Genomic DNA, 25872 nt, shown 5'->3' on the forward strand with positions numbered 1-25872 from the left:
ACGTTTCCCCGAGCTCCGAACCGAACTGCGTCACGTTCGCTTTTGCTCGGCTCCCGCCGTACCCGGTCGACCTGTACACTCATTGTCGGACCGTGTCCCGTAACTGGTGACGACATCATGATCGACTCCACACGACGAACACCGTTCCGGTGTGTTCTCGGGAGACTGGCTCTGTACGAAGGTCCGGTCCCCGGTATCCTGGGAAACGACGCCCAACCAACCATCCCGGGCGTCGCCACCTTAGCCGACCGTGGATCGGTTACGATACTGGATCCTTTGTTGGAAGATACAAAATCTATTAAGAGATATATATCAGTAATAGAAACGCATTTTATCATTGAGTAAAGTGATGGTATCATGGCAGATAACAGACCATCGGCGAACAGGCGAAGGTTCTTAAAAACCGCGGGAGCCGCAGGGATCCTCGGCATATCCGGATGTGTCGGAGGCGACGGTGAGAATGGCGGCGAAAACGGCGGGACTACCGGTGACACCGACGACCCGACGGAGGTCACGTGGGTAATGAATCCCGCAGAAGAGGAGATCGATATTCGGGTACAGTATCAGCCACTGTTCGAGTATCTCGAATCGGAGGCGGACGTCGAGATCGTCGAGCAGCCCACTCAGAGCTACTCCGGAACAGCACAGGAACTCCGGCGCGCGTCCGAGGGCGACCGTGTCTTTGCGGACACCTCGCCCGGCGCGGTCGCACAGATCCCCGAGGAGATCGACGTCACGGGGCTGCGCGTTGCCTACGGGGCGGAACGGTACTTCTCGCTCATTACCACGAGAGCCGACAGCGATATCGAGGAACTGAGCGACATCGAAGGCGAGGTCTTCGCATCCGCGGGGGCGACATCCGTCTCCGGAACACTGTTCCCCCTCCTGATGCTCAGAAACGCGGGCCTCGATATCGGCAACGCACCCGCTGGCTCGCCCGAGGATTTCGACCTCAGGACCTCGGACCACTCCACCGCACGCGATCAGCTTATCAACGATGACCGGATCGCTGCCGCCGGTACCGGTGCGTTCTCGACGGCAGGGCACGTCCCACAGGAGCAGTTCGACGAGATGTCACAGGAGTTCGTCGATATCTCCGCGGAGTACGATAGCGCCGGCGAGCGAGACCCCGAGCTCCAACTGCTCGCCGTTTCCGACCCGATCCCGCGGGCCCCGATCGTGAGCAACGCCGCGTGGGACGAGCCGATCAAGGACGAACTCCGACAGCTCATGATCGACGCACCGGAGGAGGCGTTCCAGCACGAGTCACAGGCCGACATCGCGGAGGCACTCAGCATTGATCCCGAACTGCTCGACATGGAAGAAGACGAACTCTCCGAGGATGAACTCGATGACGTCCAGCTCGTTCAGGACCACGAACTGTGGTTCAGCGGCGTCGTCGAGGCAAGCGTCAGCGATTTCGACCCGGTCGCGGAGCTGGGTCAGGAGCTCGGGCTGGACTGGGCCAACCTCTAGGCGTCGGTTACTATGTATTTATTACTATGAGCTATATCGAAGTAGACGGTCTCACGAAACGATTTGGCGACACAGTTGCGCTCGACGACGTGTCCTTCTCGGTGCCCGAAGGAGAGTTCGTTATCGTTCTCGGCGTCTCTGGCTCCGGCAAATCCACCCTGTTACGGACGCTAAGTGGATTACTCTCACCGACCGATGGCGAGATAGTGATCGCCGGCGAGCCGATGGTTGACCCCCGCCCCGAAGTGGCGATGATCTTCCAACAGCACAACATCATCGGCGATATGACGGCGTACTCGAACTCGCTTTCCGGGGGCATCTATCGCTCCGGATTCTTTTCAGTGTGTTGCAGCTACAGGACGAGAAGGAGAAACACCGGGCGCTTGACGCGCTCGACACTGTCGGCCTGCTGGAGGAGGCCCAACAGAAGGCGCGCAGCATGAGCGGTGGCCAACAACAGCGGGTCGGGATCGCCCGAGCACTCGTCCAGCAGCCGGAGGTCCTCCTCGCGGACGAGCCGGTCGCGAGCCTCGACCCGGGCAGCGCACAGGACGTGATGCGGTACTTGTTGGCCGCCTCGAAAGACCGTGGACTGACCACCTTCTGTAGTCTCCATCAAGTGAACATCGCGCGGAAGTTCGGACAGCGGTTCATCGGCCTGCGAAACGGCCACAAAGTGTTCGACGGGTACCGCGACGAACTCACGATCGACGCGATCGACACCATCTACGGTGATATCGATACCGATGGGATGTTTGTCGGTGGTGAAACGGCGGACAAAGAGAACGCAACACAGTGACACAAACGGAGCTGATCATCCAGTGAGAGACGATGACAACGACGTGGACGTAGGATCCGCCCACACCGATTCGAGTGAATCCGGCGACACGCCAACCACCGACGGTGGCGAGGAGATCGATAGCGATATGACTCCGGGTCGGATCGCGGAACAGTTCGAGAACATCAAACGGACGAGACGGCGCCGCGCAGTCGGCTGGGTCGCGCTCGCTGGGTTCCTCGTCTTTGCGACGATCCAGGCATTCGCCGCGACCGAACTACTCAACCCCGACGCGCGCCTCGAGACGTTCGTCGAGTCGCTGACCGGGTTCTTCCCGATCACGAGATACTTCGACGTAATCCCGTTCCTCGACATCAGCCAGTACATCTCGTTCATCCGCCAGGAGAACCTGCTGTACGACCCCGAGATCGGTGGGCTGTTGTTCCAGTTCCCGCCGAACCTGACCGACATGTATGCGTTCTTTTTCCAGGAGCTCGGGATCTTCCAGATCTTCGGTGAGGCCGGTATCACGCTCGCAATGGGATTCGTCGGGACCGTCATCGGGTTCCCGTTCGCGTTAGTGTTCGGGACGCTCGGCTCCGAACGTGTCACGCCGTTTCCGTTCAACTTCATCTTCCGTGGCACGATGTCGTTCATCCGGGCGATCCCGGCGATCATCTGGACGCTGATCTTCATTCCCTTCCTCGGACTGGGTCCTGCGTCCGCGGCGATCGCGATCGCGTTCGACACGATCGGGAACCTCGGACGCCTGTTCGTCGACGAACTCGAGGAGATCGAGGACGGGCCGATCGAGGCGATGCGGACGACCGGTGCGAACAAACCCCAGATCGTCTTCTTCGGCATGTTGAGTCAGGTTCGCACAGCGTTCATCGCGTGGACGCTGTACATCTTCGAGATCAACGTCCGGATCGGCGTCACCGTCGGCGTCATCGGCGCGGGCGGGCTGGGCTACGTCCTGACTGCTCAGCAGAATCTGCTGCGGTTCACCGAGATGATGGCGACGTTGCTCGCTATCTTCGTTCTCATCATCTCCGTCGAGCTGTTCAGCCAGCGGCTCCGATCGCGGCTCCGCTCGGACGACGTGGAAATGAGCCTGTGGGAGCTGATCACTGGCTTCCCGCAGCGGATGGCCGACTCGCTCATGCGGTAGACGTCTCTCCTTTTTTATCGCGCCGCGTCGATCTCGGCCACCGCTTTCAGCAGTTCCTCGTGGGCGTTCCCGTTCGATGCGACGAGGCCGCGACTCTGCGGGGTCCACGGCTCGCCGTCGAGGTCGGTGACCTCGCCACCGGCCCACCGGACCATCGCGACGCCCGCGACCGTATCCCAGGCGTTCGTCTCGACGTTCGTGAGAACGCCCTCGACAGAGCCAGCGGCAAGTAGCGATAGCGCCGCCTGCGCCGACCCGACCCGCCGGAGGTCGCCAAATCGGCGGACTATCGCGCCCGTTGCCGCGCCGTACTCCCGCCGCCGGTCCCGCGGCCACCAGACCGTCGGGACGACCTGAAACGTCTCCGGATCGGAGCGGTCGCTGACCGAAACTGGCTCCCCGTTCCGCCGGATACCCTCGGGCGTTCCGACGTAGGTGTCGCCCAGTGCCGGCATATCGTTTACCGCCGCGACCGCTTCGCCGTCGACGAGACAGGCGACGCTCGTCGCCCAGCGACGGTTCTCCCGGACGAAGTTGTTCGTCCCGTCGATCGGATCGACGATCCAGACGGTGCCCTCCTCCGGTAGCTCTCCGGTCGCGCTCTCCTCGCCGTAAATCGTGGCTTCGGGCATCGACTCCCGGATGCGTTCTTCGACCGCGGCTTCGGCCTTGCGGTCGGCCGCGGTGACGAGATCCGTCTTCTCCGATTTCTGCTCGACGTCGAGATCCGTCCGGAACGACGCCGCGGCGACTGCGCTCCCCGCGGCGGCGCTCTCCCGTGTGATCGTCGTCAACTGCTCGCAATCCGGCGTCCCGTCAGCGTCGGTCGACGTTCGGTCCATCCCAGAAAGTTCAGGTGCTAGGGGTTTAGCGGTGGCGATTTCGGCGACCGTTCGGAGCGGATCAGACGCGCTCGCGAAGCCGTTCCGCCCGGTCGAGAAACAGGTCGCGCGCTTCGCCGGGACGCCCCGGCGTCAGTTCGTGAGACAGGTCCGGAACCGGCGAGGGCGCAAACTCCGAGAGCAGTGTGTCGGCCTCGTATCTGAGCAACATGTCGTCGGCGTCCATCACCGCGGTCCACTGCTCGTCGGTCGGAGCGGGAACGTCCAGCCGTTCCCAGACGGCGGCGAGAATCTCCCGCTCCATGGAGTCGTACTCCTCGAGTTTGCGTTTCACTGGGCGGGGGACGTCGGTGATGTACGCCTCGCTTGCGTCGTGAAAGAGTCCGTAAAGCTGTACAAGCGGCCCGTACTCCTCGAGTTCACGGCTCACGTAGAGCGCGTGGGTCGCGACGGAGTAGTAGAACTGACACTGGCCGGCATACCGACAGGTGTTCGCCAGCCCGTGTGCGACGTCCTCGACCCTGACCGATGCTGGCTCCGGGTCGAGCGGGTCGAAGGCGACGCCGGAGTAGGTCTCGATGGCACTCGTTCCCTCGAAGTTCGGCATACCGACAGGATTGGCGAGCGGGGACTAAAGGGTGTCTACCGCTCCCGGCGTAGTCGAAGCTATTTTGCACCCGCTGGTCCGACGTGACAGCAAGACCCGGCACCTGGGTCGGAATACAGTATGTCCGGAGACCACAGCGACGGCGAGGCAACAGCGCAGGGTGAAGACGGCGAACCGGCGGGCGGCGACGACCCGTGGCTCGTCGTGCTCTGTGGGCTTCCCGGCGTGGGCAAGTCGACTGTCGGGGCGGTGGTCGCGGAGCGCCTCGGGGTGCGACGCCTTCAGAACCGACGTGGTCCGCAAGGAACTGTACGACGACCCCCAGTACACCGACGAGGAGATAGCGAGCGTCTACCGCGAACTGCTCGACCGAACCAGGCAGACGGTCGAGGCGGGCGAATCAGCCGTTCTCGACGGGACGTTTGCAGCGCGCGACCGTCGACGCACTGTCCGGGAAATCGCGGAGGAAGCGGGCGCACGGTTTCGCCTGCTCGAAGTCGTCTGCGAGCGCTCGGTTGCAGAGGAGCGCATCGCCGACCGTGAGGGCGGTATGAGCGACGCGGATGTCGAGGTGTACCACCAGTTCCGCGAGGAGTTCCACCCTATCGAGATGTACCACGTCGCCATCGACAACTCCGGTACGGAGCAGGAGACCCGCGAGCAGGTCGCCCGGACGTTTCCCGATACCTGCGAAGGCCCAGCACGTCCCGGGCGGCGCGTTCGACCGACTGCGTCTGTTCTTCGGGAGCGTAGACGCCGAGGCGCCAGCGCGCCCGCTCGGCCATCCGGATACCACGGACCAACTCCGAGGCGTCCTCCAGTTGCTGGACGACGCCGTCGACGACGACGCTCGTCGATGATTCCTTGAGTCGCGGACGGTCGGGGATGTCGACGATCACTGCGGCGGGGTCGACGCCTGCCGCTTCGGCGATCTCGCGCTCGGCCTGCCGTTCGTCCTCGTAGTCCACGTCCGTGATCTCTCGGGGGACGTTTTCGATGCCCGTCCAGACGGCGCGTTTGTAGAGGTCGCGGTGCTCCAGTCGCCGGCCGAGCGTCGGGACGTGCTCGGCCAGTGCGACCAGCAGGTCGTGGTCGGCCATCCGTCGGAACGACTCGATTCCGGTCTCGGTGGCGTCTAGATACTGCTCACAGGCCCGGTCGAGCATCGCACCGGCGATCCGGGAGACGTGATGACGGTAGACGATAGCGTTCATCAGCGCCCGCGAGAACAGCATCGACTCGGCCGTCGCGACGTTGCCCTCGCCGAGAGCGAGGTGGCCGTTCTCCAGTCGGAGTTCGCGGACGAGGCGTCCGTGGTCGATTGCGCCGTAGGGGACGCCGGTGTGGTGGGCGTCCCGGGAGAGGTAGTCCATCCGGTCGACGTCGAGTTCGCCCGAGACGAGCGAACCGAGTCGGCCTTCACCGGCGACGAGCGTGGCGACGCGCTCCGGATCGAGGTCGAGGCCCTCCAGTGCCTGACAGACGGGGCGGTCGGGATCGGTCAGTAGCCAGCCAACATCGTCGTGATCGTTCCCGGTCCGGCGGTGAATTACCTCCTCGGTCTGGTGGCCGTAGGGGCCGTGGCCCACGTCGTGGAGGAGCGCCGCGGCGCGGAGGTGGGCCGCGGTGTCGGCGTCGACGTCGAGATGTCCGATAGCGGTGTCGGCGAGGTGGTAGACGCCGAGGCTATGCTCGAACCGGGTGTGGTTGGCCGCGGGAAAAACCAGCCGAACGGTAGAGAGTTGCTTGACGTGGCGAAGCCGCTGGACGGTCGGGGTGTCGACCAGCGCTTCCGCCTCCGGACCGAGCGCGATGTAGTCGTGGACGCTGTCCTTGATCGGCTTCATTGTGGGGTGGACGAACCCCCGGTGCATTTCGTTTTCGACTCGCCGTGCGCCCCATCATTTTTGATCGCTGGCGATCCATCTTCGAGTATGACGCGAACTCGCGCACACGTGTTCGTCTCCGGTCGTGTCCAGGGCGTCTTCTACCGGGCGACGACCAAAGAGACGGCGGAATCGAACGCTGTCGACGGCTGGGTCAGGAACCTCGACGACGGCCGCGTCGAGGCAGTTTCAGAAGGCCCCGAAGAGGCCATCGAAGAGATGGTCGAATGGTGTCACACTGGCAGTCCCGCAGCGACTGTCGAGGACGTCGACGTGGAGTACGAGGAGCCACAGGGAGAGGACGGCTTCCGGATCCGGTACTAGCGGTCGGCCGTAATACGACCAATAGGGCCGGCTACTGGATACTGCAACTCTCGCACGGTCCGACGATAGTTTCCGAAGCTTTCTGCTCCAGAAATTGAAGTCAGGCGTACAAGACTCCAAGCGTGTAGTCAATCGTCCTATGCCCATATTTATTCCAGCCTGCTTGTTCTGAACAAACACGTCCGTGAGACTGTAAAGCAGTCACTCGAACATAATAATACATTCGACAGACTGCTTAGAGGTTAACAAAGACATTGTCAGTGAGTTAGACAAGATTAATACGCGAAAGACTGCAAATCGCCGGTGATGAATTGGTCCGACCCAGACCAGTGGCAGAATCAGCTGAACTTGGAGATTCTCGACCAGAACGCCCGCCAGGCCGATCCGATGGGCGAGGAGTTCGATTACGGCACGGAGTTCGAGACACTCGACCTCGAGGCCGTGAAGACGGACATCGAAGAGGTGATGACGACATCACAGGAGTGGTGGCCGGCTGACTACGGCCACTACGGCCCGTTGTTTATTCGGATGGCGTGGCACAGCGCCGGTACGTACCGAACCACCGACGGCCGCGGCGGCGCGTCCGGCGGAACCCAGCGGTTTGCACCCCTCAACAGCTGGCCGGACAACGCGAACCTCGACAAGGCGCGCCGCTTGCTCTGGCCGGTCAAGCAGAAGTACGGCCGCAAACTCTCGTGGGCCGACCTGATCGTCCTGGCCGGGAACTGCGCCCTGGAGTCGATGGGATTCGAGACGTTCGGCTTCGCCGGCGGGCGCGAGGATGCGTTCAAGCCCGACGAATCCGTCAACTGGGGGCCCGAGGAGGAGTTCGAGGCCCACCAGTCCGAGCGTCGTAACGAGGAGGGACAGCTCGACGAGCCAGTCGGGGCCAGCGTGATGGGGCTGATCTACGTGGACCCCGAGGGACCGAACGGTGAGCCGGACCCGCTTGCGTCGGCCGCGAACATCCGTGAGTCGTTCGGCCTCATGGCCATGAACGACGAGGAAACCGTCGCGCTCATCGCCGGAGGCCACACGTTCGGCAAATCCCACGGTGCCGACGACGAAGACCTCGGGCCAATCCCGGAAGAGGCCCCTATCGACGCGCAGGACCTCGGCTGGGAGAACGACCACGGCACCGGCAAAGGTCCCGACACGATCACCAGCGGCATCGAGGGCGCCTGGAACGGCACGCCGACGATGTGGGACACCTCCTACCTCGACAACCTGCTCGACTACGAGTGGGAGGTAGAGGAAGGCCCCGGTGGTGCGGTACAGTGGGCACCGACAGACGAAGCCGCACAGGACACCGTCCCGGACGCCCACGATCCGTCGGAGAAACACGCGCCCATGATGATGACGACGGACATCGCGCTCAAGGAAGACCCCGAGTACCGGGAGATCGTCGAGCGCTTCCGCGAGAACCCCGACGAGTTCCAGCAATCCTTCGCAAAGGCGTGGTACAAACTGATCCACCGCGACATGGGCCCGCCGACCCGGTTCCGCGGTCCCGAGGTTCCGGACGAGGAGATGCTGTGGCAGGACCCCATCCCCGAAGCCGACTACGACCTGATCGGGCAGGACGATGTCGCCGCACTCAAAGAGGAGATCCTCGACTCGGACCTGTCCGTGCCCCAACTGGTCAAGACCGCATGGGCCTCGGCGTCGACGTACCGCGACAGCGACAAACGCGGCGGCGCAAACGGTGCCCGTCTCCGCCTCGAACCCCAGAAGCACTGGGAGGCGAACGAGCCGGAACAACTGGACACCGTGCTGGAGACCCTGGAAGGGATCCAGACAGAGTTCAACAGCACACAGTCCGACGGGACGCGAGTCTCGCTCGCTGACCTGATCGTTCTGGGTGGCTCTGTGGCCATCGAGCAGGCTGCGGAAGACGCCGGCTACGACGTCGATGTCCCGTTCGAGCCGGGACGGACGGACGCCTCGCAGGAACAGACCGACGTCGACTCGTTCGACGCGCTCAAACCGGCGGCGGACGGGTTCCGTAACTACCTCGGCAGCGACGCCGACCGACCGGCCGAGGAAGTACTGGTTGACAACGCGGAACTGCTGAATCTGGCGGCCGACGAGATGACGGTTCTGGTCGGCGGCATGCGCGCACTGAACGCCACCTATCAGGATACCGACCTCGGTGTGTTCACTGACCGACCGGAGACGCTGACCAACGACTTCTTTGTGAACCTGCTCGATATGGATACGGAGTGGGAAGCGGCCCCGGACTCCGAGAACGTGTTCGAGGGGCGCAACCGTGAGACGGGCGAAGTCAGGTGGAGAGGCACCCGCGTGGACCTCATCTTCGGTTCGAACTCCCGGCTTCGGGCGCTCGCGGAAGCCTACGGTGCCGACGACGCAGAGGAGAAATTCGTGCATGACTTCGTGGATGCGTGGACCAAAGTGATGACTCTCGACCGGTTCGATCTCGAGTAATCACGGCCCGGAATCCGGGCTGGTATCTCCCGACAACGCCCGGTCCCGATCTCCTGTCTCGGCTTCTGTTTTTTCGCTGTCGACGCCGAGCCTCCAGCATCGTTTTGTCGCCGGACGCCGAACCTCGCTATATGATCACGAGCGAGCGCATGGCCGCGGTAGACGCGAACGCCGAGGCGCTTGGCGTCCCGCGGAAACAGCTCATGGAGTCGAGCGGTAACGCCGTCGCCCAGGCCGTCCGAGACGTCGCCGAGCGGGGTACCCGAGTCGTCGTCGTCGCCGGCCGGGGCAACAACGGCGGCGACGCCTTCGTCGCGGCGCGCTTTCTCGACGCATACGACGTCTCGGTCCACCTGCTGGGCCGGGCAGAGACCATCACGACCGATATCGCACGGGAGAACTGGGATGCTCTGCGGCAGGGCGAGTACGATATCGAGGCGGTCAGAGACTCGGCCCAGATCGCACTGCCCGACGCGGACGTCGTGGTCGACGCGATGCTGGGCACTGGCGTCACCGGCGCACTGCGAGAACCGGCCGCGAGCGCCGCCGAAGCGATCAACGCGAGCGATGCGACGGTCCTCTCGGTCGACGTCCCCTCCGGTGTCGACGCGGACACGGGCAATGCGCCGGGCGTCGTAGTCGAGGCCGATCACGTAGTGACGTTTCACGACGCGAAGCCGGGGCTCGAAGCAGTCGACGCCGATATCACGGTGGCCGATATCGGCATCCCCGCGGCCGCCGAGTTGTTCGTCGAACGCGGCGACCTGCACTCGCTCGCGCGCGATCCGCAGAGCCACAAGGGCGACCACGGCACGGTGCTGGTAATCGGCGGTGGCCCCTACTCCGGCGCACCCGCGCTCTCCGCGCACGCCACCCTCCGCGCCGGCGCGGATCTGGTCTACGTCGCGACGCCCGAATCAGTCGCCGACGCCGTCGCGGGCTACTCCGAGAACCTCATTGTCGAGGCCCTGCCCGGCGACCGTATCGCGCCGGTCCACGTCGACACCTTGCTCTCGCTCGCCGCGGACGTCGACACGGTGCTCGTCGGCCCCGGACTGGGTACCGCCGAAGGGAGCCTCGACGCTGTCAGCGAGTTCCTCGCATCCTACGACGGGCGCGCGGTCGTCGACGCCGATCCGGTCCGGGTCGTCCCGGATGTCGAGACCGACGCACAGCTCGTCTGCACGCCCCATCAGGGCGAACTGGCGGCGATGGGCGGCCCGCGCGAGGAGGACTGGCGCGAGCGCGCCGACGCCGTCGAAGCCTTCGCCGGAGAGGTCGGCGCGACACTACTGGTCAAGGGTGCCTACGACATCGTGAGCGACGGCGAGCGAACGCGAGTCAACAGAACGGGCAACCCCGGCATGACCGTCGGGGGCACGGGTGACGTGCTGGCTGGGGTCACCGCCGCCCTGGTCGCGACGCTCGACGACTCCGTACAGGCCGCGGGCATCGCGGCGTACGCGAACGGCACTGCGGGCGATCTGGCCGTCGAAGATCACGGCTACGGGCTGGTCGCCACTGATCTCCCACCGCTGGTCGCCCGGGCGCTGTGGGGTGATGGCGATGAGTGAGGAGGACGGTGCGACCGAGACCCCGGCCGACGAACTAACGCACGTCGACGACTCCGGCGATGCGCAGATGGTCGACGTGGGCGACAAGCCCGACAGCGACCGCCGGGCCGTCGCCGAGGGCGCGATCCGGCTTCAGCCGTCAACGGTCGAGGCGATCCGGGCCGACGACGTAGAGAAGGGCGACGTGCTGGCGACGGCGCGGATCGGCGCGATACAGGCGGTCAAACACACCTGGGAGACGATTCCACTGTGCCACCAGATCCCGGTCTCGAACGTCGACGTGGATTTCGAGGTCGAAGACGACCGCGTCGGCCTCGCCGTCGCCGTCGAGACCACCGGGAAGACCGGCTGTGAGATGGAAGCCCTCGAAGGTGTGACGACCGGTCTGAACGTCGTCTGGGACATGGTCAAAGCCGCCGAGAAGGACGCCGACGGCCAGTATCCGGACACCAGAATCGAGAACGTACACGTCGCACAGAAACGTAAGGAGCGACTGTGAGTATCCAGCGATGACTGTTCTCGATCCACCGCCACTGGCCGACGCGCTCGACGCTCGCTCGGGCCTCGTCTGCGTCGTCGGCGCGGGCGGCAAGAAGACGACGCTGTACGCGCTTGCGAACCGACTCGACCGGGCCATCGTCACCGCGACGGTTCGGATTCCGATCTTCGACAGCCAGGTCTCCGAAGTCGTCGTGACCGAGGATCCGATCACGGCGGCCCGCGAGACCGACGAGTGGCCGCTCGGTCTCGTCCCGGAGCGCGAGCGCGAGGACCGGTATCTGGGCTACGACCCCGAGACCGTCGACGCGCTCGCCGACGCGGACGTCGAAGCGCCGATACTCGTGAAGGCCGACGGCGCACGGACGCGACTGCTGAAAGCGCCCGCCGAACACGAACCGCAGATCCCCGCCGGGGCGGATACCGTCCTCCCCATCGCGAGCATCCGGGCGGTCGGCAAACCGCTCACTGACGAGTACGTCCACCGGCCCGAGCGCGTGGCGGCGATCACGGACCTATCGGTCGGCGACGAGATCCGCCCTCAGACCGTCGCGGGCGTCCTGACGAGCGATTTCGGTGCGCTCAAGGGCGTTCCCGAGAGCGCTACCGTGATCGCAGTCGTCAACATGGTCGACGATGCGGCGGCCCTCGACGTAGCGAGAGAGATCGGGACGCGGGTCCGCGAGGAGCCACGGATCGACGCCGTTGCGCTCACTGCGATGATCGAGGAGGACCCGGTTCGCGAACTCCTCGACTGACCGGCCCGGAAACACGGACCGGACTCACTCGAACTCGGCGGTCGCCTCGTCGAACTCTTCGTTCGTATTGAGGTTTCTGAACGTCTGCAGGTCGGCGTGATCGCGAACCGCGTCTTCCTCCACCGTGACGTACTCGATCCGGTCGAGTGCGGCGAGAACCTTCCGCTCACCGGCGTCGAGGGCGCGCTCACAGGCATCCGCCATCGCCTCGGCGCGGTAGACGGCCTGCGTGGTCTGGTACCAGCCATCATCGAGTAGCGGAACTGCGCCGTCGTGGCCTGCGGCGCGGTCGAACAGGAACTCCACGAACGAGGGGTCGACGAAGGGCATGTCGCAGGCGACGACGAAGGCGTACCCGGAATCGACGGCGCGGAGGCCGGTCATCATCCCTGCTGTCGGCCCGGCATCGGGGCGTTCGTCCTCGGCGATACTGACGGGGGCATCGTAGCCAGCCATCGCCGACTTTATCGCCGCACGCTGGTCGGCCCGGCAGTTGATGACGACCGAGTCGACCTCCTCCGCGACGGCGTCTGCGACGCGCCGGATCATCGGCGTCCCCCGAGGTCGGCAACGGCTTTGTCCTGGTCGCCAAAGCGCGTCGAGCGTCCCCCTGCGATAATCACGGCCGTAGACATACTCCGACTATCGACTTGCGGGGTAAAAGCCCCTGTGGGAGCCGCGGCTCTCAGCGATCAGAAAGCTGTCGGAGAGCCTGATATAGCGTCCAGAGGTCGCAGTCGAACCGGTCGGCGAGTCCCTGACAGACGTCGAGATACTCCCTGTACTGGTCGAGCGTGGGCGGATCGGGGTATGGCTCCGAGAGGTAGTCGGCGTCGTGCAGGACGTCCCACTCCGTCTCGCTGACGACGAGATAGCGGTCGGGATCGATAAAGAACAGGAACGCCGATGCAACGGTGATGTCCACGCCGGAGAGCGCAGTGAGAGAATCGGTTGCGGCGTCGAGCGTGTCTGCGTTCGCGGCGTCGACGACTGCCCGTTTTATCTCCCGCCGGTCGTTCTCCTCGAACTCGTCTTCGAGGGCGCGTCGCTCGCGGTTCGAGACCGCGCCCAGTTCGCGGCGGTAGTACCACTCGACGATCCAGATGGCGTCCCGGCGGCCGAACTCACCGTTCTTGAACGCCGCGGGAAGCGTCTCGATGGACTCCTGCTCGACCGTATAAAACGGCGCGTCCCGTTCGTACTCCGTCGCTGATTGTTCGATGAGCGCTCGAGTTAGCTCCATCGTGTCCAGTGTCGAGCGCCGGCGTTGTGAGCATTGCCCCATCTGATCCATAACTAGTCAGATATCGTAGGATAACTTGATGAGTGCTGAACTGTCATTATATATCATAGGCACCTCAACAGGGAGGCTTCAACTATGTCAAGCGATAACCAAGAACCAGTCAAAACGATCTGTCCGTACTGTGGTGTCGGCTGCGGAATCAAAGTGCAGCAAGGCGATGAACCGGGCGACGTTCGCTTCATGCCGTGGGGCGACGCACCGGTCAACGAGGGGCGCGTCTGTATCAAGGGCGGCGCGGCGACAGAGGTCGTCGACCACGAGGACCGTCTGACAGACCCGATGATCAAGGAGGACGGCGAGTTCCGGGAGGCATCGTGGGAGGAAGCGTACGACCGGATCGTTTCGGAGATGGAACACATCCGGGACGAGTACAACCCGGACGCCATGGGCTTTTACGGCTCCTCGAAGACGATGAACGAGGAGAACTACCTGCTCCAGAAACTCGCCCGCCGCTACGGCACCAACAACGTCGACAACTGCACGCGGATGTGTCACGCCTCGACGGTGTGGGCGCTCCGGACGAGTCTGGGTGCGGGCGCAATGACCAACAGCATGGCGGACCTCGAGGAGGCCGCCGACGTGTTCTGGATCCAGGGGGCGAACCCCGGCGAACAGCACCCCATCGCCAACAGCCAGTACTTCCGACAGGCCGTTCTGGAGGGGGCCACCGTCATCCAGGTCGACCCACACGCCAACAAGACCACCCGGTCGTTCAGTATCGACGAGACCGACCGCCACATGCATCTCCAGTTGAATCCGGGAACCGACATCCCGCTCCTGAATATCGTACTCAAGACCGTTCTGGAGAACGACTGGATCGACGAGGAGTTCATCGCCGAGCGGACGGAAGGGTTCGACGACCTGAAGGAGACGCTAGAGGACTTCGACAAGGAGGAGGCCGCCGAGCAGTGTGGCGTCCCGCTCGAAGATATCGAACTCGCCGCGGAGAAGTACGCGAAGGCGAACAACGCGGCCATCTTCACCGGAATGGGGATGAGCCAGCACGCCTGTGGCGTCGACAACGTCCAGAACGAGATCAACCTCGCGCTGACCACCGGTAATCTCGGCCGCCCCGGCACGGGCGTGAACCCGCTGCGCGGCCAGAACAACGTGCAGGGGACCTGTGACGTCGGTGCGATGCCGAACGTCCTGCCGGGCTACCAGCTAGTCGACGACGACGAGGCCCGCGAGAGCGTCGAAGAGGAATGGGGCTTCGAGATACCGGACGAACCCGGACTGACCAACGTCGAAATCTCGAACGCCGCGGGAAGCTCCGTTCACGGACTCTACATCATGGGCGAGAACCCAGTGATGTCCGAACCGGATGCCAACGAGGTGCGAGAGCGCTTCGAGGAACTGGAGTTCATGGTCCTCCAGGACATCTTCATGACGGAGACAGCCAAGTTCGCCGACGTGATCTTGCCGGCGACGACCTGGGCCGAGCGCGACGGCACCGTCACGAACACCGACCGGCGCGTCCAGCGGATGCGCGGCGTCGACAAGGTCCACGAGAACACGAAACACGACCTCGAGATCCTGATGGAGATGGGCAGTCGGCTGTTCGACGAGGAGACGTTCCGGTTCGAGGACGTCGAAGCCGTCTTCGAGGAGCTCCGGCAGGTCTGTCCGAGCTATCACGGAATGACCTACGAACTGCTCGGCGAGGAGGGCCTCCACTGGCCTTGCTACGAGATCGGTGACGAGGGCGATCCGTTCCTCTACGAGGAATCCTTCGACACCGAGAACGGACTCGGTCAGATCGAGGGTGTCGTCCACCAGCCACCGAGGGAGGTGCCCGACGAGGAGTACCCGCTCACGCTCACCACCGCACGCCTCGAAGAGCACTACAACACGGGGACGATGAGTCGACGCTCGCCGACGCTCAAGCGCCAGCACCCCGAGAACTTCGTCGACGTCCACCCCGAGGACGCCGAGCGGTACGGTATCGAGGACGGCGATTACGTCACTCTGAAATCCCGACGGGGTGAGATCACGCTGAAAGCGCAGGTCACGACTGACATCAAGGAGGGCTCGGTCTGGACGACGCCACACTTCGCCGAGGCGTCCGCGAACGTCCTGACGAACAACGTCCTCGACGAGCGGGCGAAGATCCCCGAGTACAAGGCTGCAGCAGCCGAGGTCGACGTCGGTATCGAGCCAGCCGACGAATCACCCGCGGACGACTGACGTGATCGCTCACGAGCGGTGCGGACACGCCCCGCCCGGGAACTCCCGGGTGGGACCGAACCGAGAGTCCCGACTGGCGTACCGATGACGGAGCCACTCACGCCCGACCGGCTCCTCCGCGTGGACCTCTCGACGCGGTCCGTGACGAGCGAGCGCGTCCCGAAGCCGTGGCTACGGAAGTTCATTGGAGGCAAAGGACTCGGCGCACGCTACCTCTACGACGAACTGGCCCCGGGTACCGATCCCCTCGGTCCGGAGAACGTCGTCCTGTTCATGCTGGGCCCGCTCACCGGCGTCCTGCCGGGCGACGCCCGGTACGCCGCCGTCACGAAGTCACCGCTGACTGGAACCTTCCTGGATTCCTACGGTGGCGGGGAGTTCCCGGCAGTACTGGCTGGAGCACTCGACGACCATATCGGGGTGCTGGTCGAAGGCGAGGCGAGCGAACCGCTTCGGCTCGACATCGAGTCCGGCGACGCTACCCTCGAACCGAGCGACAACTGGGGCGAGGACACCGTTTCGACCGCGGAGAGCCACGACGGGGCAGTCGCCTGTATCGGCCCCGCAGGCGAAGGGCGCGTGGCCTACGCGACGATTGCCTCTGACGCTGGCGAGCACCACGCAGGGCGGGGCGGTGCCGGTGCGGTACTCGGGGCCAAGCGTCTGAAAACGGTCGTCGCACGGGGCGACCCCCGACCGGTCTGGAGACGCTTCGGGAGCGCTACGAGGAGCGCTACGAGAGCGACGCGGCAACCGGCTGGCACCGGGCCAGCGGCACGGTCGAGAGCATCGATTTCGCCGACGCCGTCGGTGCGCTCGCCGCCGAGGGGTGGCAGCAACGCGGCGTCGACGACGTCGATGCCGTGGGAATCGAAGCCGTCCGGGAACACGCCACCGAGCGCGAACGACCTGACGACGCCGCACCGGGCGACTTCCGTATCGAGACCGACACCGGAGAGAGCGTCCCGCGCGGCGGGACTGCGATGTCGCTCGGCGCGGGCCTCGGTATCGACGAGTTCGATGCCGTCGTCGAACTGGGCGCGCTCTGTGACGACCTCGGCATCGACCTGATCAGCGCCGGCAGTGCAGTCGCCTGGACGATCAGGGCGAGCGAAGACGGTATACTGGACAGGAAGATCGACTTCGGTGATCCCGTCGGGGCGCGACGGCTACTCCAAGAGATCGCGACCCGTGACACGCCCCTCGGTGACGTTCTGGCCGAGGGGATCGATGCGGCGGCACACCGGTTCGGTGGGCGAGAACTCGTCCCGACGGTCAAGGCGATGGCACTGCCCGCCTACGATCCCCGGGGAGCGCCGAGTATGGCGCTCGCGTACGCCACCAGTGATCGAGGTGCCTGCCACCGCCGAGCACTCCCCATCGAGAACGAAGTGTTCGAGGACGGCTGGACGCCAGAGCGCGTCGCAACTGCCGTGGCCGAGGAGCAAGACCGCAGAGCGGTCCTCTGGAGTCTCGTCCTCGACGACTTCGTCGCGCCCGTGTTCAGCGACCTCGGGGCGGAGTGGCTTGCTGCGGCCGGCGTCGTCCCCGATACCGACCTGCGCACTGTCGGCGAACGCATCTGGACGCTCACGCGCCTGTTCAACGTCCGCGAGGGGTTCGACAGAGCAGACGACGCGCTCCCGCCCTCGCTCGCCGGAGACGACGGCATCGATCCCGAATCGTTCGAGACGACGCTCGACCGATACTACGAGGTCCGCGAGTGGACCGCCGACGGCCGCCCGACGCGTACGCTACTGGACCGTGTCGGACTGGATAACGTCGACAGGAACGGCTTAAATGGGTTGCCGGTGCAGTCCGATATCTGATCCCCGAGGGATGCAAGCATATATTAACCCACTATATTCGTTAATATATTCGAGATGGTACTCTCAGATCGCCTGAAATAACTATAATAGTTGATCTGTGGAAACATTCCGTGCAGGGGGAGTTACAATATGTCAATGAATGCTGTCGTATACCAAGGGGAATACGACGTAGCGATCGAAGAGGTAGATGAACCGGAAATTCAACATCCGAACGATGTCGTGATAGATATCACTACGTCGGCCATCTGTGGGTCCGACCTCCACATGTACGAGGGCCGCACTGCGGCGGAACCCGGCATCGTCTTTGGTCACGAGAACATGGGGGTCGTGAGCGAAGTCGGTGAGGCCGTCAGTACGCTGGAGGAGGGCGACCGGATCGTCCTGCCGTTCAACGTTGCCTGCGGGTTCTGTCAGAACTGCGAGGATGGATTCACCGGATTCTGTACGAACGTCAACCCCGGCTTTGCCGGTGGGGCGTACGGATACGTCGCGATGGGACCGTACAAAGGCGGGCAGGCGGAGAAACTGCGCGTTCCGTACGCGGACTTCAACGCGCTCAAACTGCCCGAGGGAGAGGAACACGAGGACGCGTTCGCACTGCTGGCCGACATCTTCCCGACGGGCTGGCACGGGACCGAGCTGGCGAATCTCCAGCCCGGAGAGTCCGTTGCTATCTTCGGTGCCGGACCGGTCGGGCTGATGGCCGCCTACAGCGCCAGTATCAAGGGCGCGTCGGAAATCTACGTTGTCGATCAGGTGCCGAGCCGACTGGAACTCGCCGAAGAGCACTGTGATGCGACGTCGATCAACTTCACCGAAGGAGATCCGGTCGAGCAGATCATCGATGAACACGGCGGCGAGGTCGACAAAGGCGTCGACGCGGTCGGCTATCAGGCGACCGATCCCGATGACGTCGACACCGATACCGATGAGTACGCGTACGACCCGGCCAAGGAGAACCCGGCGGTCGTCCTGAACCAGCTGATCAAGGTCGTCCGTCCGACCGGTCAACTCGGGGTGCCGGGGCTGTACGTCCCCGAAGACCCCGGCGCGCCGGACGAAATGGCCGCGCAGGGTCGACTCGGCATCGACTTCGGCAAGTTCTTCGAGAAGGGTCTCAAAGTCGGCACTGGCCAGTGTAATGTTAAACAGTACAACCGCCAGCTACGCGACCTGATCATCGAAGGGCGCGCCGACCCGTCGTGGGTGGTCTCTCACAGAGTCGATCTGGAGGAAGCACCCGAGATGTACGAGCAGTTCGACGCGCGCGAAGAAGGCGTTATCAAAGTGCTGCTCGAACCGTAGCGCGACGCCCTCTCTTCGATTTTTTAGGCTTGCAGCCAGGCTTTCGGATGGTGTTCTTTTAGGTGTGAGTGGTAGGATTTGATAGCCTCGGGGAACGTTTCCGCGAAGGCCGCCCACTCACATTTACTACAACCGTGTTCAACCCACTGTCCTTCCTGCTCCATGTAGTTCGCCGAATTCATGCTTGACCTCGTTACCGCCGATCGGTTATCTCACCCGGTACCTAGAACCTCATGCATAAGTATTTATTGTCCCACGTTGTATATTCACAGGGACCCTGCGAAATCGAACCCGGCAGGCCAACTCATATATTCTCTCCCGTAAACGCTATCGTATGTGTAAGTACTGCACGGCGGCGTTCAGCGAGGGGTGGTCACAGTTGCTCGAATACGACGACGTGTACCAGTCCGCAATGTCGACCGACTCAGCATCGACCCACGGCTTCCACGAGGAGTGGGACGACCTCAGAGAGACGTTCGAGGGCAGAGCGGGAAACCGCCTTACAGCGGGAACGGATCCGTCGCTGGCCGCCAGTCTTCTCCGTCCGCCTCCTGGGCCAGACAGCCGTCCAGTTCGTCGGTTATGCGTGCTTCGTCGAGTGATTGTCCGATGAAGACGAGTTCCGTTCGCGGGTCGTCTCGTTCGGGGTCCCACGTCCCGATGGGTCCCGCCTCGACGGAGGGTCCGGCCTGACTGAGCCCGATCACGTCGTCGTCTCGGCCAGCGATCCGACAGATCCCTTTCGCCCGGATCACATCGCCCGTCCAGTCGTCGAGCCAGTCGGCGAACTGATCGGGGTGGAAGGGCTGTCGCTGGCGGTAGACGAACGAACTGACCCCATGAGCCTCGGCCACCGAATGCCCGTCCTCGTGGTCGTGGCCGTCCCCGCTCAGTTGCCGTTTCCAGCCCTGTGACTGCTGTGCCGCCTCGAAGTCGAACCGGCCCGTATCGAGGACGAGTTCCGGATCGATCGCCGAGTACTCCGTCCGCTCGATGTGGGCACGCGGCTGGAGTTCGGTAACTGTCTCCTCTATCTCGTCGATGACGTCCTCCGATAGCGTATCCGTCTTGTTGAGCAACAACACGTCACAGAACTCGATTTCGTCGATCATCACAGCCGAGAGCGGCCGTTCGACGTCCTCGTTTGGCTCACGGTCCTCCGGATCGAACTCCTTCCAGAAGCCGAAACTATCCAGTACGGTCACCATCGTATCCAGTTCGAGACTGGCTCCCCCGGCCACCGCGTCGTCCTCGATGTCGAGTAGCGTTCGAGCGATGGGAACTGGCTCGCTGATCCCCGACGCCTCCACGACGAGCACGTCGAACTCCCGGCTTTCCGCGAGCCGTGTCGCCTCCGTCGCAAGGTCGTCACCCAGTTCACAACAGATACAGCCGTTCGAGAGGTCGACGACACCCTCTTCGTCGTCTCCTTCTCTGGCGATCAGATCCGCGTCCACGTTCACCTCTCCCATGTCGTTGACGATGACGGCTATCCTCCGGTCGCCGGGGTTCGACAGGAGGTAGTTGACCAATGTCGTCTTCCCCGCGCCCAGATAGCCAGAAACTACCGTCACCGGAATCGCGTTCGTGTTGTTCTCCCCCATACGTACGTGTTCATCTCCGAAAGCAAAAGCCCCACCCTCGTCAGGCCGATTCGACGGCCGGAGAGAGGTCGCGCGCTTTCGCCCGCGATTGCTCGACGACCGTCGGTCTGGCCTCGAAATCGACCAGCACGTCGTCGTCGCCGTAGTTCACGTCGTTGACCTGTGCGTTGTCGTGGATCCACGAGACGATGCTCATCGTCTCGTCGGTCATCGGCATGACGAGTCGTTCGTGCTCCCATGCGGGTAGTTCCTGGTCGATGCGTTCGATCAGGCGCTCGACGTTCTCGCCCTCTTTCCCGCTCACGGCGACCGGGTTCGGGGCGAGCGCCGACAGCGCCGCGCGCTTCTCCGCGAGTTCCTCGTCGTCGACCTTGTCGATCTTGTTCAGCACCGTCACGATCGGCGCTTCGTTGCGCTCGTAGAGGGTGTCGTGACTCGTCACGACTTTCTCGCGGATCTCCTCGACCGGATCGGTGACGTCGACGACGAGCAACACCAGATCGGCCCGGTAGACCTGATCCAGCGTCGACTTGAACGACTCGACGAGCCAGTGGGGGAGATCACTGATAAAGCCGACCGTGTCGGTCAGCAGGACGTCCCGCCGACTCGTCTCCATCTGTCGGGTCGTCGTCCCGAGCGTAGTGAAGAGGCGGTCTTCCGACTCCGCGGTGGCGTCGAGGTCGGGATGAAGCTCCTCGTTTTCGTCGACATCCAGATCGGACGCTAACTGTCGCATCAGCGTCGACTTGCCGGCGTTCGTGTAGCCCGCCAGCGCGACGAGGTCGAACCCGGATTCCCGGCGTTGCTTTCGCCGGTTCGCCTCGGTTTTCTCGATCTGTTCGAGTTCGTCCCGGATGTTGCTGATCTGCTTTTTGATGTCCTGCTCGCGGCCCTCGTCATACTCGCCGAGACCCATAAAGCCTGGCCGCTCGTCGCGTTTTGCCAGGCTGGCCTTGGTTTCGGCTCGCGGAAGTTCGTACCGTAGCTCCGCGAGTTCGACCTGTAACTGGGCCTTGCGCGTCTGGGCGCGCTGGCCGAAGATATCGAGGATCAGGGTGAAGCGATCGATCACCTCGATCCCCGTCGGAAGTTTCTGTCCCAGGTTGTAGGTCTGGTACGGATCGAGGCGGTTGTCGAAGATGACGGCCTCGACGTCCTCCTGGGCGGCGAGCACCGCCAGTTCTTCGACCTTCCCTTCGCCCATCCCGAGGGCTGGATCTTCAGTCCGGGTCTGAGTTACCTCGCCGACGACAGTGTAGCCCGCCGCACGGGCGAGGTCACTGATCTCGGACGTATCTGGCGTGCCGGAATCGACGCGTTTTGCGATTATCGCGTTCATGTGAGTGAGCCTGTCCGCTATAGCAGAGGATAGACGCTCGACGCGTATTAAATGCCGGTACGGCATCGACGAAACACTTAGCCTCGATGAGTGATACGTCAGAGCTATGCACCGCCGCCGACTCCTCGCGCTGTCCGGCGCCCTCTTTGCCGTCCCGCTCGCCGGCTGTTCGTCGTCGGACGACGGTGACGAGCAAGCGCCCGAGCCAGTCGTCGAATCGGTTCGGTATCCCGACCCGTACCTGCCGGAGCGGGACGTGCTGGACGTCACGCCGGTCCCCGAGGACAGCACGCCGATCACGGAGAGAGTCGGGAACGCAGGCAACACCGGCGAGGTCGACGTCGCACTGACGCTGCTGGAGAGTGCGGAGGACGAAACCGATGGCGGGACGGTCTACACCGGCAGCACCGATCGTGTTCGAAGAATCACAATCGACGAAGCCGGGATAGGGGAGGTATCCTTCGAGGGCATCGCTACGGGATACGACACCTACTGGATCGACGCGCGCCCGGCCAGCCTCACCGCCACTGTGACGAACGAGAGCGAGGACGGCCGCGTTGTCGTCTCAGTGTCGTCGCCCGACGGCTCATCGGTCCACGCCGAGGAACGGATCGACCTGGCGGCGGGAGACACTACCGAGCTAACCTTTCGTGGCTACTACGTCGCGATGTCGGCGGATGACCTGGTCGTAGAGGCGTCCGCGGCGTGAGTCCCTCGGAGCCTCAGTTCCGCCAGGGGTAGATCCCCATCGTCTCGACGGAATCGAGCCGTCTGCGTTCGTCCTTCGTAAAGTCGACGTCGAGCGCGGCGATGTTCTGGTCGAGTTGCTCCAGCGTGCTGACGCCGATGACGGGGACGGTGGGCTGTTCGCGGTCGAGTAGCCACGCGAGCACAACCTGATTGCCGTTCAGAGCCTTCTCGTCGGCGATTTCCTCGACGATATCGCGTTTGACCCGGTTTTCGGTATTGACGTAGCCCTCGGGGATGCCCCGGTCGTCGCGGCCGTAACAGCCACTCAGGGTCGGCGAGTACGGCAGGACGGTCAGGTCCTCGTGGTCGGCGTAGGAGAGTAGTTCGTCGGTTCCTTGCACCTGCCCGCCGAAGTCGGCCCCACGGTTGGGCGCGTAGTACGAAAAGCGGGGCTGGACGCACTGGTACGGCGTCAGGCCCTGCTCCTCGGCGATCCGGTTCGCGCGGGCCAGTCGCCACCCGAGGAAGTTGCTGGCTCCGAGATGGCGAACCGTGCCCGCATCGACGGCGCGCTGGAACGCGCGCATCGTCTCCGCCTGTGGCGTGTCGAAGTCGTCGACGTGGGCGTACAGCAGGTCGAGTTGGTCGATGCCGAGACGGTCGAGGCTTCCCGCAATCTCTCCCTCGATAACGTCCGGTGCGAGGCTCTGTGGTGTCTCGCCGAAATTGAAGCCGAGTTTGCTGGCGATGGTCATCTCCTCGCGGACGCCGCGCTCGTTCAGCCACTCGCCGAGGAGCGGTTCGCTCTGGGGTTCGTCGTACCCCTCCATCCACGTCGCGTAGTTGTTCGCCGTGTCGAGGAAGCGTCCGCCCGCCTCGTAGTACCGGTCGAGCAGGTCGAACGAGGTGGCGCGGTCGACCTCGGTACCAAAGAGCATCGGACCGAGACAGAGAGAACTGACCGTTTCGCCGGTCGTACCGAGCGGTGTCGTCTGCATGCGACTATGTGGACACCGTCGGCTGAAAAGTGTTGTAGTTGCCGTGAGTGTGTGACCTGACGGCGATCAGTTCGCTCCCGAAAGTTCGATTGTGACGACGGTTCCCCGTGGTTCCCTGTCTTCGACGCTGATCGAGCCACCCGACCGTCTGACGATCCAGTAGACCAGCCACAGACCGAGTCCGCTTCCGTGGTAGAGGTCCCCGGTCGCCCGGCCGCTCACCAGCACGTCCCGATCCATCTCCGGCATGCCGGTGCCTTCGTCGGCGACGTGGATCCGAACTCCCGACTCGTCCCGTTCGACGCGCAGTTCCACGGACGAAGACCCACAATCGCAGTGAACGACCGCGTTTTCGAGCAGTTCTTCGAGCGCCAGATCGATCCGCTGTGTGGCGAATACATCGCCCGGGTCCTGAACATCGACATCGATCTCTGCGCCCGGGTACGACCCAGCAACCGATTCGGCCACCACGCTCACGGTCTCGCCGATATCAATCCGGCCAACGTCTACCGTCTCACTCAGCACTTCGGTAATTGCCCGGGACTTGTGACTGGTCGTCAGCAGGTCGTCGCTCCGTTCTATTATCGTATCGGCCAGCGTGCTCATCTGTTTGTCACCCTGCGCGCCCATCTGTTCGGCGTGGCCCCGGATCAGTTGGAGGCTGTTCCGCAGATTGTGACGCAGGATCTGGTCGACAACGCGTAGCTGTTTGGTCTTCTCCTCGTTTTCGGTCACGTCCCGAAGCACTCCGACGATGCCGATGACACCGTCCTCGTCATCTCGGAGCGGATGATACCGCACGTCGAGTGTCCGTTCGCCACGGATGGGATGCGTCCTGGTGGTGCGATACTGGACGCTCTCGCCGTTGAGGGTGCGCTCTATCGACTCGGCGACCGTCGTGTACGCTTCCTCGCCGATGACATCAGTGAGCGAAAGCGAGCTGATCTCATCTGGGGAGATATCGTGATACTCACAGTACTGTGGGTTGGCAAACAGGAACTCCTCATCGATATCGACTGCCGCGATGAGGTCGTTTGCCTCGGTGATCGCCCGCTCGTACTGCCGAAGTTCCATCTGGCGCTGTTTGAGACCCGTGACGTCCCGGCAGATAGCCATCGTCCCAGCGAGTTCGCCGTTCGGGTCGTAGTAGGGGTAGCGTTTCGTGCTGAACGTTGGCTCCCTGTCGGTACGCTGGAACGTGGGCGATATCTCGTACTGGAGCGGTTCTTCCGTCTCCAGCACCGTTTCCTTGTTCTCCGCTATCGTCCGAGCGGATTGCTCGTCCATGAACGGCATCTCGTCCGCCTCACGGAGGTCCGCTTTCGAGAGCCCCGCATACTCGGTTACAGCCTCGTTGAGTAGTCGGAACTCCCCGTCCGTGTCCTGCATCATGATCGGGTCGTCGAGTCGCTCGATGATTGCGGCGGACTGCTTGACGTCCCGCCGGAGCTGTTTTTGTTCGGTAATGTCGGCCTGGACGGCGACGAAGGCACATGTCTCTCCGTCGGTGACAATCGGTGCGATAGTCTGATACGCTGTATATACGGTTCCGTCCTTGCGTTGATTGCGTATCTCTTCCTCCCAGACCTCGCCGGAGAGTATCGTCTCCCACAGGTTCTGGATGTACGCGTCCGACATCTCGCCGGAGTCCATGATTTCTGGCGTCGAACCGACCGCCTCGGACGAACTGTAGCCGGTAATCTCCTCGAACGCCGGATTGACGTACTCTATCTCCCCGTCGAGGTTTGCGATGTAGACAGCGTGTCCGGACGCATCCACCGCTTCTTTGAACCGACGGAGTTCGCTCGCCTGTGCCTCTAGGGCCTCGGACTGCTCTTGCAGGCGCAACAGTGCCTTGATCCGCCACCCGAGTTCTGCCTGTCTGATCGGTAGCGAGACTATCTCGTCGATTGTCGTCGCGAAGACGTTGTCCGCAATCTCGCCAGCGTCCTCGTCGATGACGTCCATCCGGCGCTCCGGGAGGAGGAGCAGGATCGGTAACAGTCTCGGGCTGATGGCCTCTTTCAGCCGTTTCAGCTCCGTTGCATTGCGCTTTAGCTCCCGATAGTCGACGACGCAGAGATCGAACTGGGCCTCCTCGAGCGAAGTATCCGGGTCGGCGGCCCGATACTCCTCGTGACCGTCGAGCCACTCCCGGAGAACGCGTCGGTTGCCGCTGTCAGCCAGCAACGGGAAGATGACTGTTCTAGGCGGCGAGTCATCACTGTCGTCCTGTCGCTCCATGTCGGTTCCCG

Annotated in this window: 18 protein-coding genes and 4 pseudogenes; 13 read left to right on the forward strand and 9 right to left on the reverse strand. The window is 63.4% G+C overall.

Annotation, left to right across the window (positions count from 1 at the left end):
* Positions 1 to 357: 357 nt before the first annotated feature.
* The 3 genes and pseudogenes from ACFQH2_RS08605 (at position 358) to phnE (ending at position 3425) form a co-directional block, all read left to right on the forward strand.
* Positions 358 to 1476 (forward strand): phosphate/phosphite/phosphonate ABC transporter substrate-binding protein, encoded by a 1119-nt coding sequence (locus ACFQH2_RS08605; protein WP_377052731.1) that lies wholly within the window; start codon positions 358 to 360, stop codon positions 1474 to 1476.
* 26 nt (positions 1477 to 1502) lie between these two features.
* Positions 1503 to 2275: pseudogene (locus tag ACFQH2_RS08610) on the forward strand (phosphonate ABC transporter ATP-binding protein).
* 127 nt (positions 2276 to 2402) lie between these two features.
* Positions 2403 to 3425 (forward strand): phosphonate ABC transporter, permease protein PhnE, encoded by a 1023-nt coding sequence (phnE, locus tag ACFQH2_RS08615; RefSeq protein WP_377057048.1) that lies wholly within the window; start codon positions 2403 to 2405, stop codon positions 3423 to 3425.
* A 14-nt stretch (positions 3426 to 3439) separates the two neighbouring features.
* On the opposite strand, the gene ACFQH2_RS08620 is transcribed toward phnE, so the two are convergent.
* Positions 3440 to 4267: an inositol monophosphatase family protein gene (locus tag ACFQH2_RS08620; RefSeq protein WP_377052735.1), complete on the reverse strand. Its 828-nt coding sequence runs from the start codon at positions 4265 to 4267 to the stop codon at positions 3440 to 3442.
* A gap of 61 nt (positions 4268 to 4328) precedes the next feature.
* The gene (locus ACFQH2_RS08625; protein WP_377052737.1) at positions 4329 to 4874 is read right to left on the reverse strand and encodes a hypothetical protein; all 546 of its coding nucleotides are present in this window, start codon (positions 4872 to 4874) and stop codon (positions 4329 to 4331) included.
* Positions 4875 to 5166: 292 nt separating this feature from the next.
* Between ACFQH2_RS08625 and ACFQH2_RS08630 the strand changes: the two are divergent.
* Positions 5167 to 5418, forward strand: a pseudogene (locus ACFQH2_RS08630) (AAA family ATPase); the annotation flags it as partial.
* A gap of 58 nt (positions 5419 to 5476) precedes the next feature.
* On the opposite strand, the gene ACFQH2_RS08635 reads toward ACFQH2_RS08630, so the two are convergent.
* A complete protein-coding gene (locus ACFQH2_RS08635) occupies positions 5477 to 6721 on the reverse strand; it encodes an HD domain-containing protein (RefSeq protein WP_377076640.1) in 1245 nt (414 codons plus the stop codon).
* 87 nt (positions 6722 to 6808) lie between these two features.
* Between ACFQH2_RS08635 and ACFQH2_RS08640 the strand changes: the two genes are divergently transcribed.
* From ACFQH2_RS08640 to yqeC, 5 genes are all read left to right on the forward strand, one after another.
* Positions 6809 to 7084, forward strand: a complete 276-nt coding sequence (locus tag ACFQH2_RS08640) for an acylphosphatase (protein WP_377076641.1) — start codon at positions 6809 to 6811, stop codon at positions 7082 to 7084.
* 306 nt (positions 7085 to 7390) lie between these two features.
* Positions 7391 to 9532 (forward strand): catalase/peroxidase HPI, encoded by a 2142-nt coding sequence (gene katG, locus ACFQH2_RS08645; protein WP_377052745.1) that lies wholly within the window; start codon positions 7391 to 7393, stop codon positions 9530 to 9532.
* 131 nt (positions 9533 to 9663) lie between these two features.
* A complete protein-coding gene (locus tag ACFQH2_RS08650; RefSeq protein WP_377052747.1) occupies positions 9664 to 11106 on the forward strand; it encodes an NAD(P)H-hydrate dehydratase in 1443 nt (480 codons plus the stop codon).
* The gene (moaC, locus tag ACFQH2_RS08655) at positions 11099 to 11605 is read left to right on the forward strand and encodes a cyclic pyranopterin monophosphate synthase MoaC (RefSeq protein ID WP_377052749.1); all 507 of its coding nucleotides are present in this window, start codon (positions 11099 to 11101) and stop codon (positions 11603 to 11605) included. The genes ACFQH2_RS08650 and moaC overlap by 8 nt, the downstream gene beginning before the upstream one ends.
* A 10-nt stretch (positions 11606 to 11615) precedes the next feature.
* Positions 11616 to 12362: a selenium cofactor biosynthesis protein YqeC gene (gene yqeC / locus ACFQH2_RS08660; RefSeq protein WP_377052751.1), complete on the forward strand. Its 747-nt coding sequence runs from the start codon at positions 11616 to 11618 to the stop codon at positions 12360 to 12362.
* Positions 12363 to 12386: 24 nt separating this feature from the next.
* On the opposite strand, the pseudogene ACFQH2_RS08665 reads toward yqeC, so the two are convergent.
* Together ACFQH2_RS08665 and ACFQH2_RS08670 are read right to left on the reverse strand one after the other, a co-directional pair.
* A pseudogene (locus ACFQH2_RS08665) lies at positions 12387 to 12997 on the reverse strand (molybdenum cofactor guanylyltransferase).
* Between the two features lie 50 nt (positions 12998 to 13047).
* Positions 13048 to 13605 (reverse strand): hypothetical protein, encoded by a 558-nt coding sequence (locus ACFQH2_RS08670; RefSeq protein ID WP_377052755.1) that lies wholly within the window; start codon positions 13603 to 13605, stop codon positions 13048 to 13050.
* A 135-nt stretch (positions 13606 to 13740) separates the two neighbouring features.
* Here ACFQH2_RS08670 and fdhF point away from each other — a divergent pair, with 135 nt between their 5' ends.
* From fdhF to ACFQH2_RS08685, 3 genes and pseudogenes are all read left to right on the forward strand, one after another.
* A complete protein-coding gene (gene fdhF, locus ACFQH2_RS08675) occupies positions 13741 to 15852 on the forward strand; it encodes a formate dehydrogenase subunit alpha (protein ID WP_377052757.1) in 2112 nt (703 codons plus the stop codon).
* Positions 15853 to 15936: 84 nt separating this feature from the next.
* Positions 15937 to 17681 (forward strand): annotated as a pseudogene (locus tag ACFQH2_RS08680) (aldehyde ferredoxin oxidoreductase family protein).
* 135 nt (positions 17682 to 17816) lie between these two features.
* Positions 17817 to 18986: a glutathione-independent formaldehyde dehydrogenase gene (locus tag ACFQH2_RS08685; protein ID WP_377057050.1), complete on the forward strand. Its 1170-nt coding sequence runs from the start codon at positions 17817 to 17819 to the stop codon at positions 18984 to 18986.
* A 500-nt stretch (positions 18987 to 19486) separates the two neighbouring features.
* Here ACFQH2_RS08685 and ACFQH2_RS08690 read toward each other — a convergent pair whose 3' ends face one another.
* Both ACFQH2_RS08690 and hflX read right to left on the reverse strand, forming a co-directional pair.
* A complete protein-coding gene (locus ACFQH2_RS08690) occupies positions 19487 to 20590 on the reverse strand; it encodes a CobW family GTP-binding protein (RefSeq protein ID WP_377052763.1) in 1104 nt (367 codons plus the stop codon).
* A gap of 40 nt (positions 20591 to 20630) precedes the next feature.
* The gene (gene hflX, locus ACFQH2_RS08695) at positions 20631 to 21929 is read right to left on the reverse strand and encodes a GTPase HflX (RefSeq protein ID WP_377052765.1); all 1299 of its coding nucleotides are present in this window, start codon (positions 21927 to 21929) and stop codon (positions 20631 to 20633) included.
* Between the two features lie 106 nt (positions 21930 to 22035).
* Here hflX and ACFQH2_RS08700 point away from each other — a divergent pair, with 106 nt between their 5' ends.
* Positions 22036 to 22638 (forward strand): hypothetical protein, encoded by a 603-nt coding sequence (locus tag ACFQH2_RS08700; RefSeq protein WP_377052767.1) that lies wholly within the window; start codon positions 22036 to 22038, stop codon positions 22636 to 22638.
* Positions 22639 to 22651: 13 nt separating this feature from the next.
* On the opposite strand, the gene ACFQH2_RS08705 is transcribed toward ACFQH2_RS08700, so the two are convergent.
* Both ACFQH2_RS08705 and ACFQH2_RS08710 read right to left on the reverse strand, forming a co-directional pair.
* Positions 22652 to 23617, reverse strand: a complete 966-nt coding sequence (locus ACFQH2_RS08705; protein ID WP_377052769.1) for an aldo/keto reductase — start codon at positions 23615 to 23617, stop codon at positions 22652 to 22654.
* A gap of 66 nt (positions 23618 to 23683) precedes the next feature.
* On the reverse strand, positions 23684 to 25861 hold the full coding sequence (locus ACFQH2_RS08710; RefSeq protein WP_377076642.1) for a PAS domain-containing protein: 2178 nt from the start codon (positions 25859 to 25861) through the stop codon (positions 23684 to 23686).
* Positions 25862 to 25872: the final 11 nt, after the last annotated feature.

Source organism: Natronoarchaeum sp. GCM10025703 (genome assembly GCF_042661985.1).
GTDB lineage: Archaea > Halobacteriota > Halobacteria > Halobacteriales > Natronoarchaeaceae > Natranaeroarchaeum.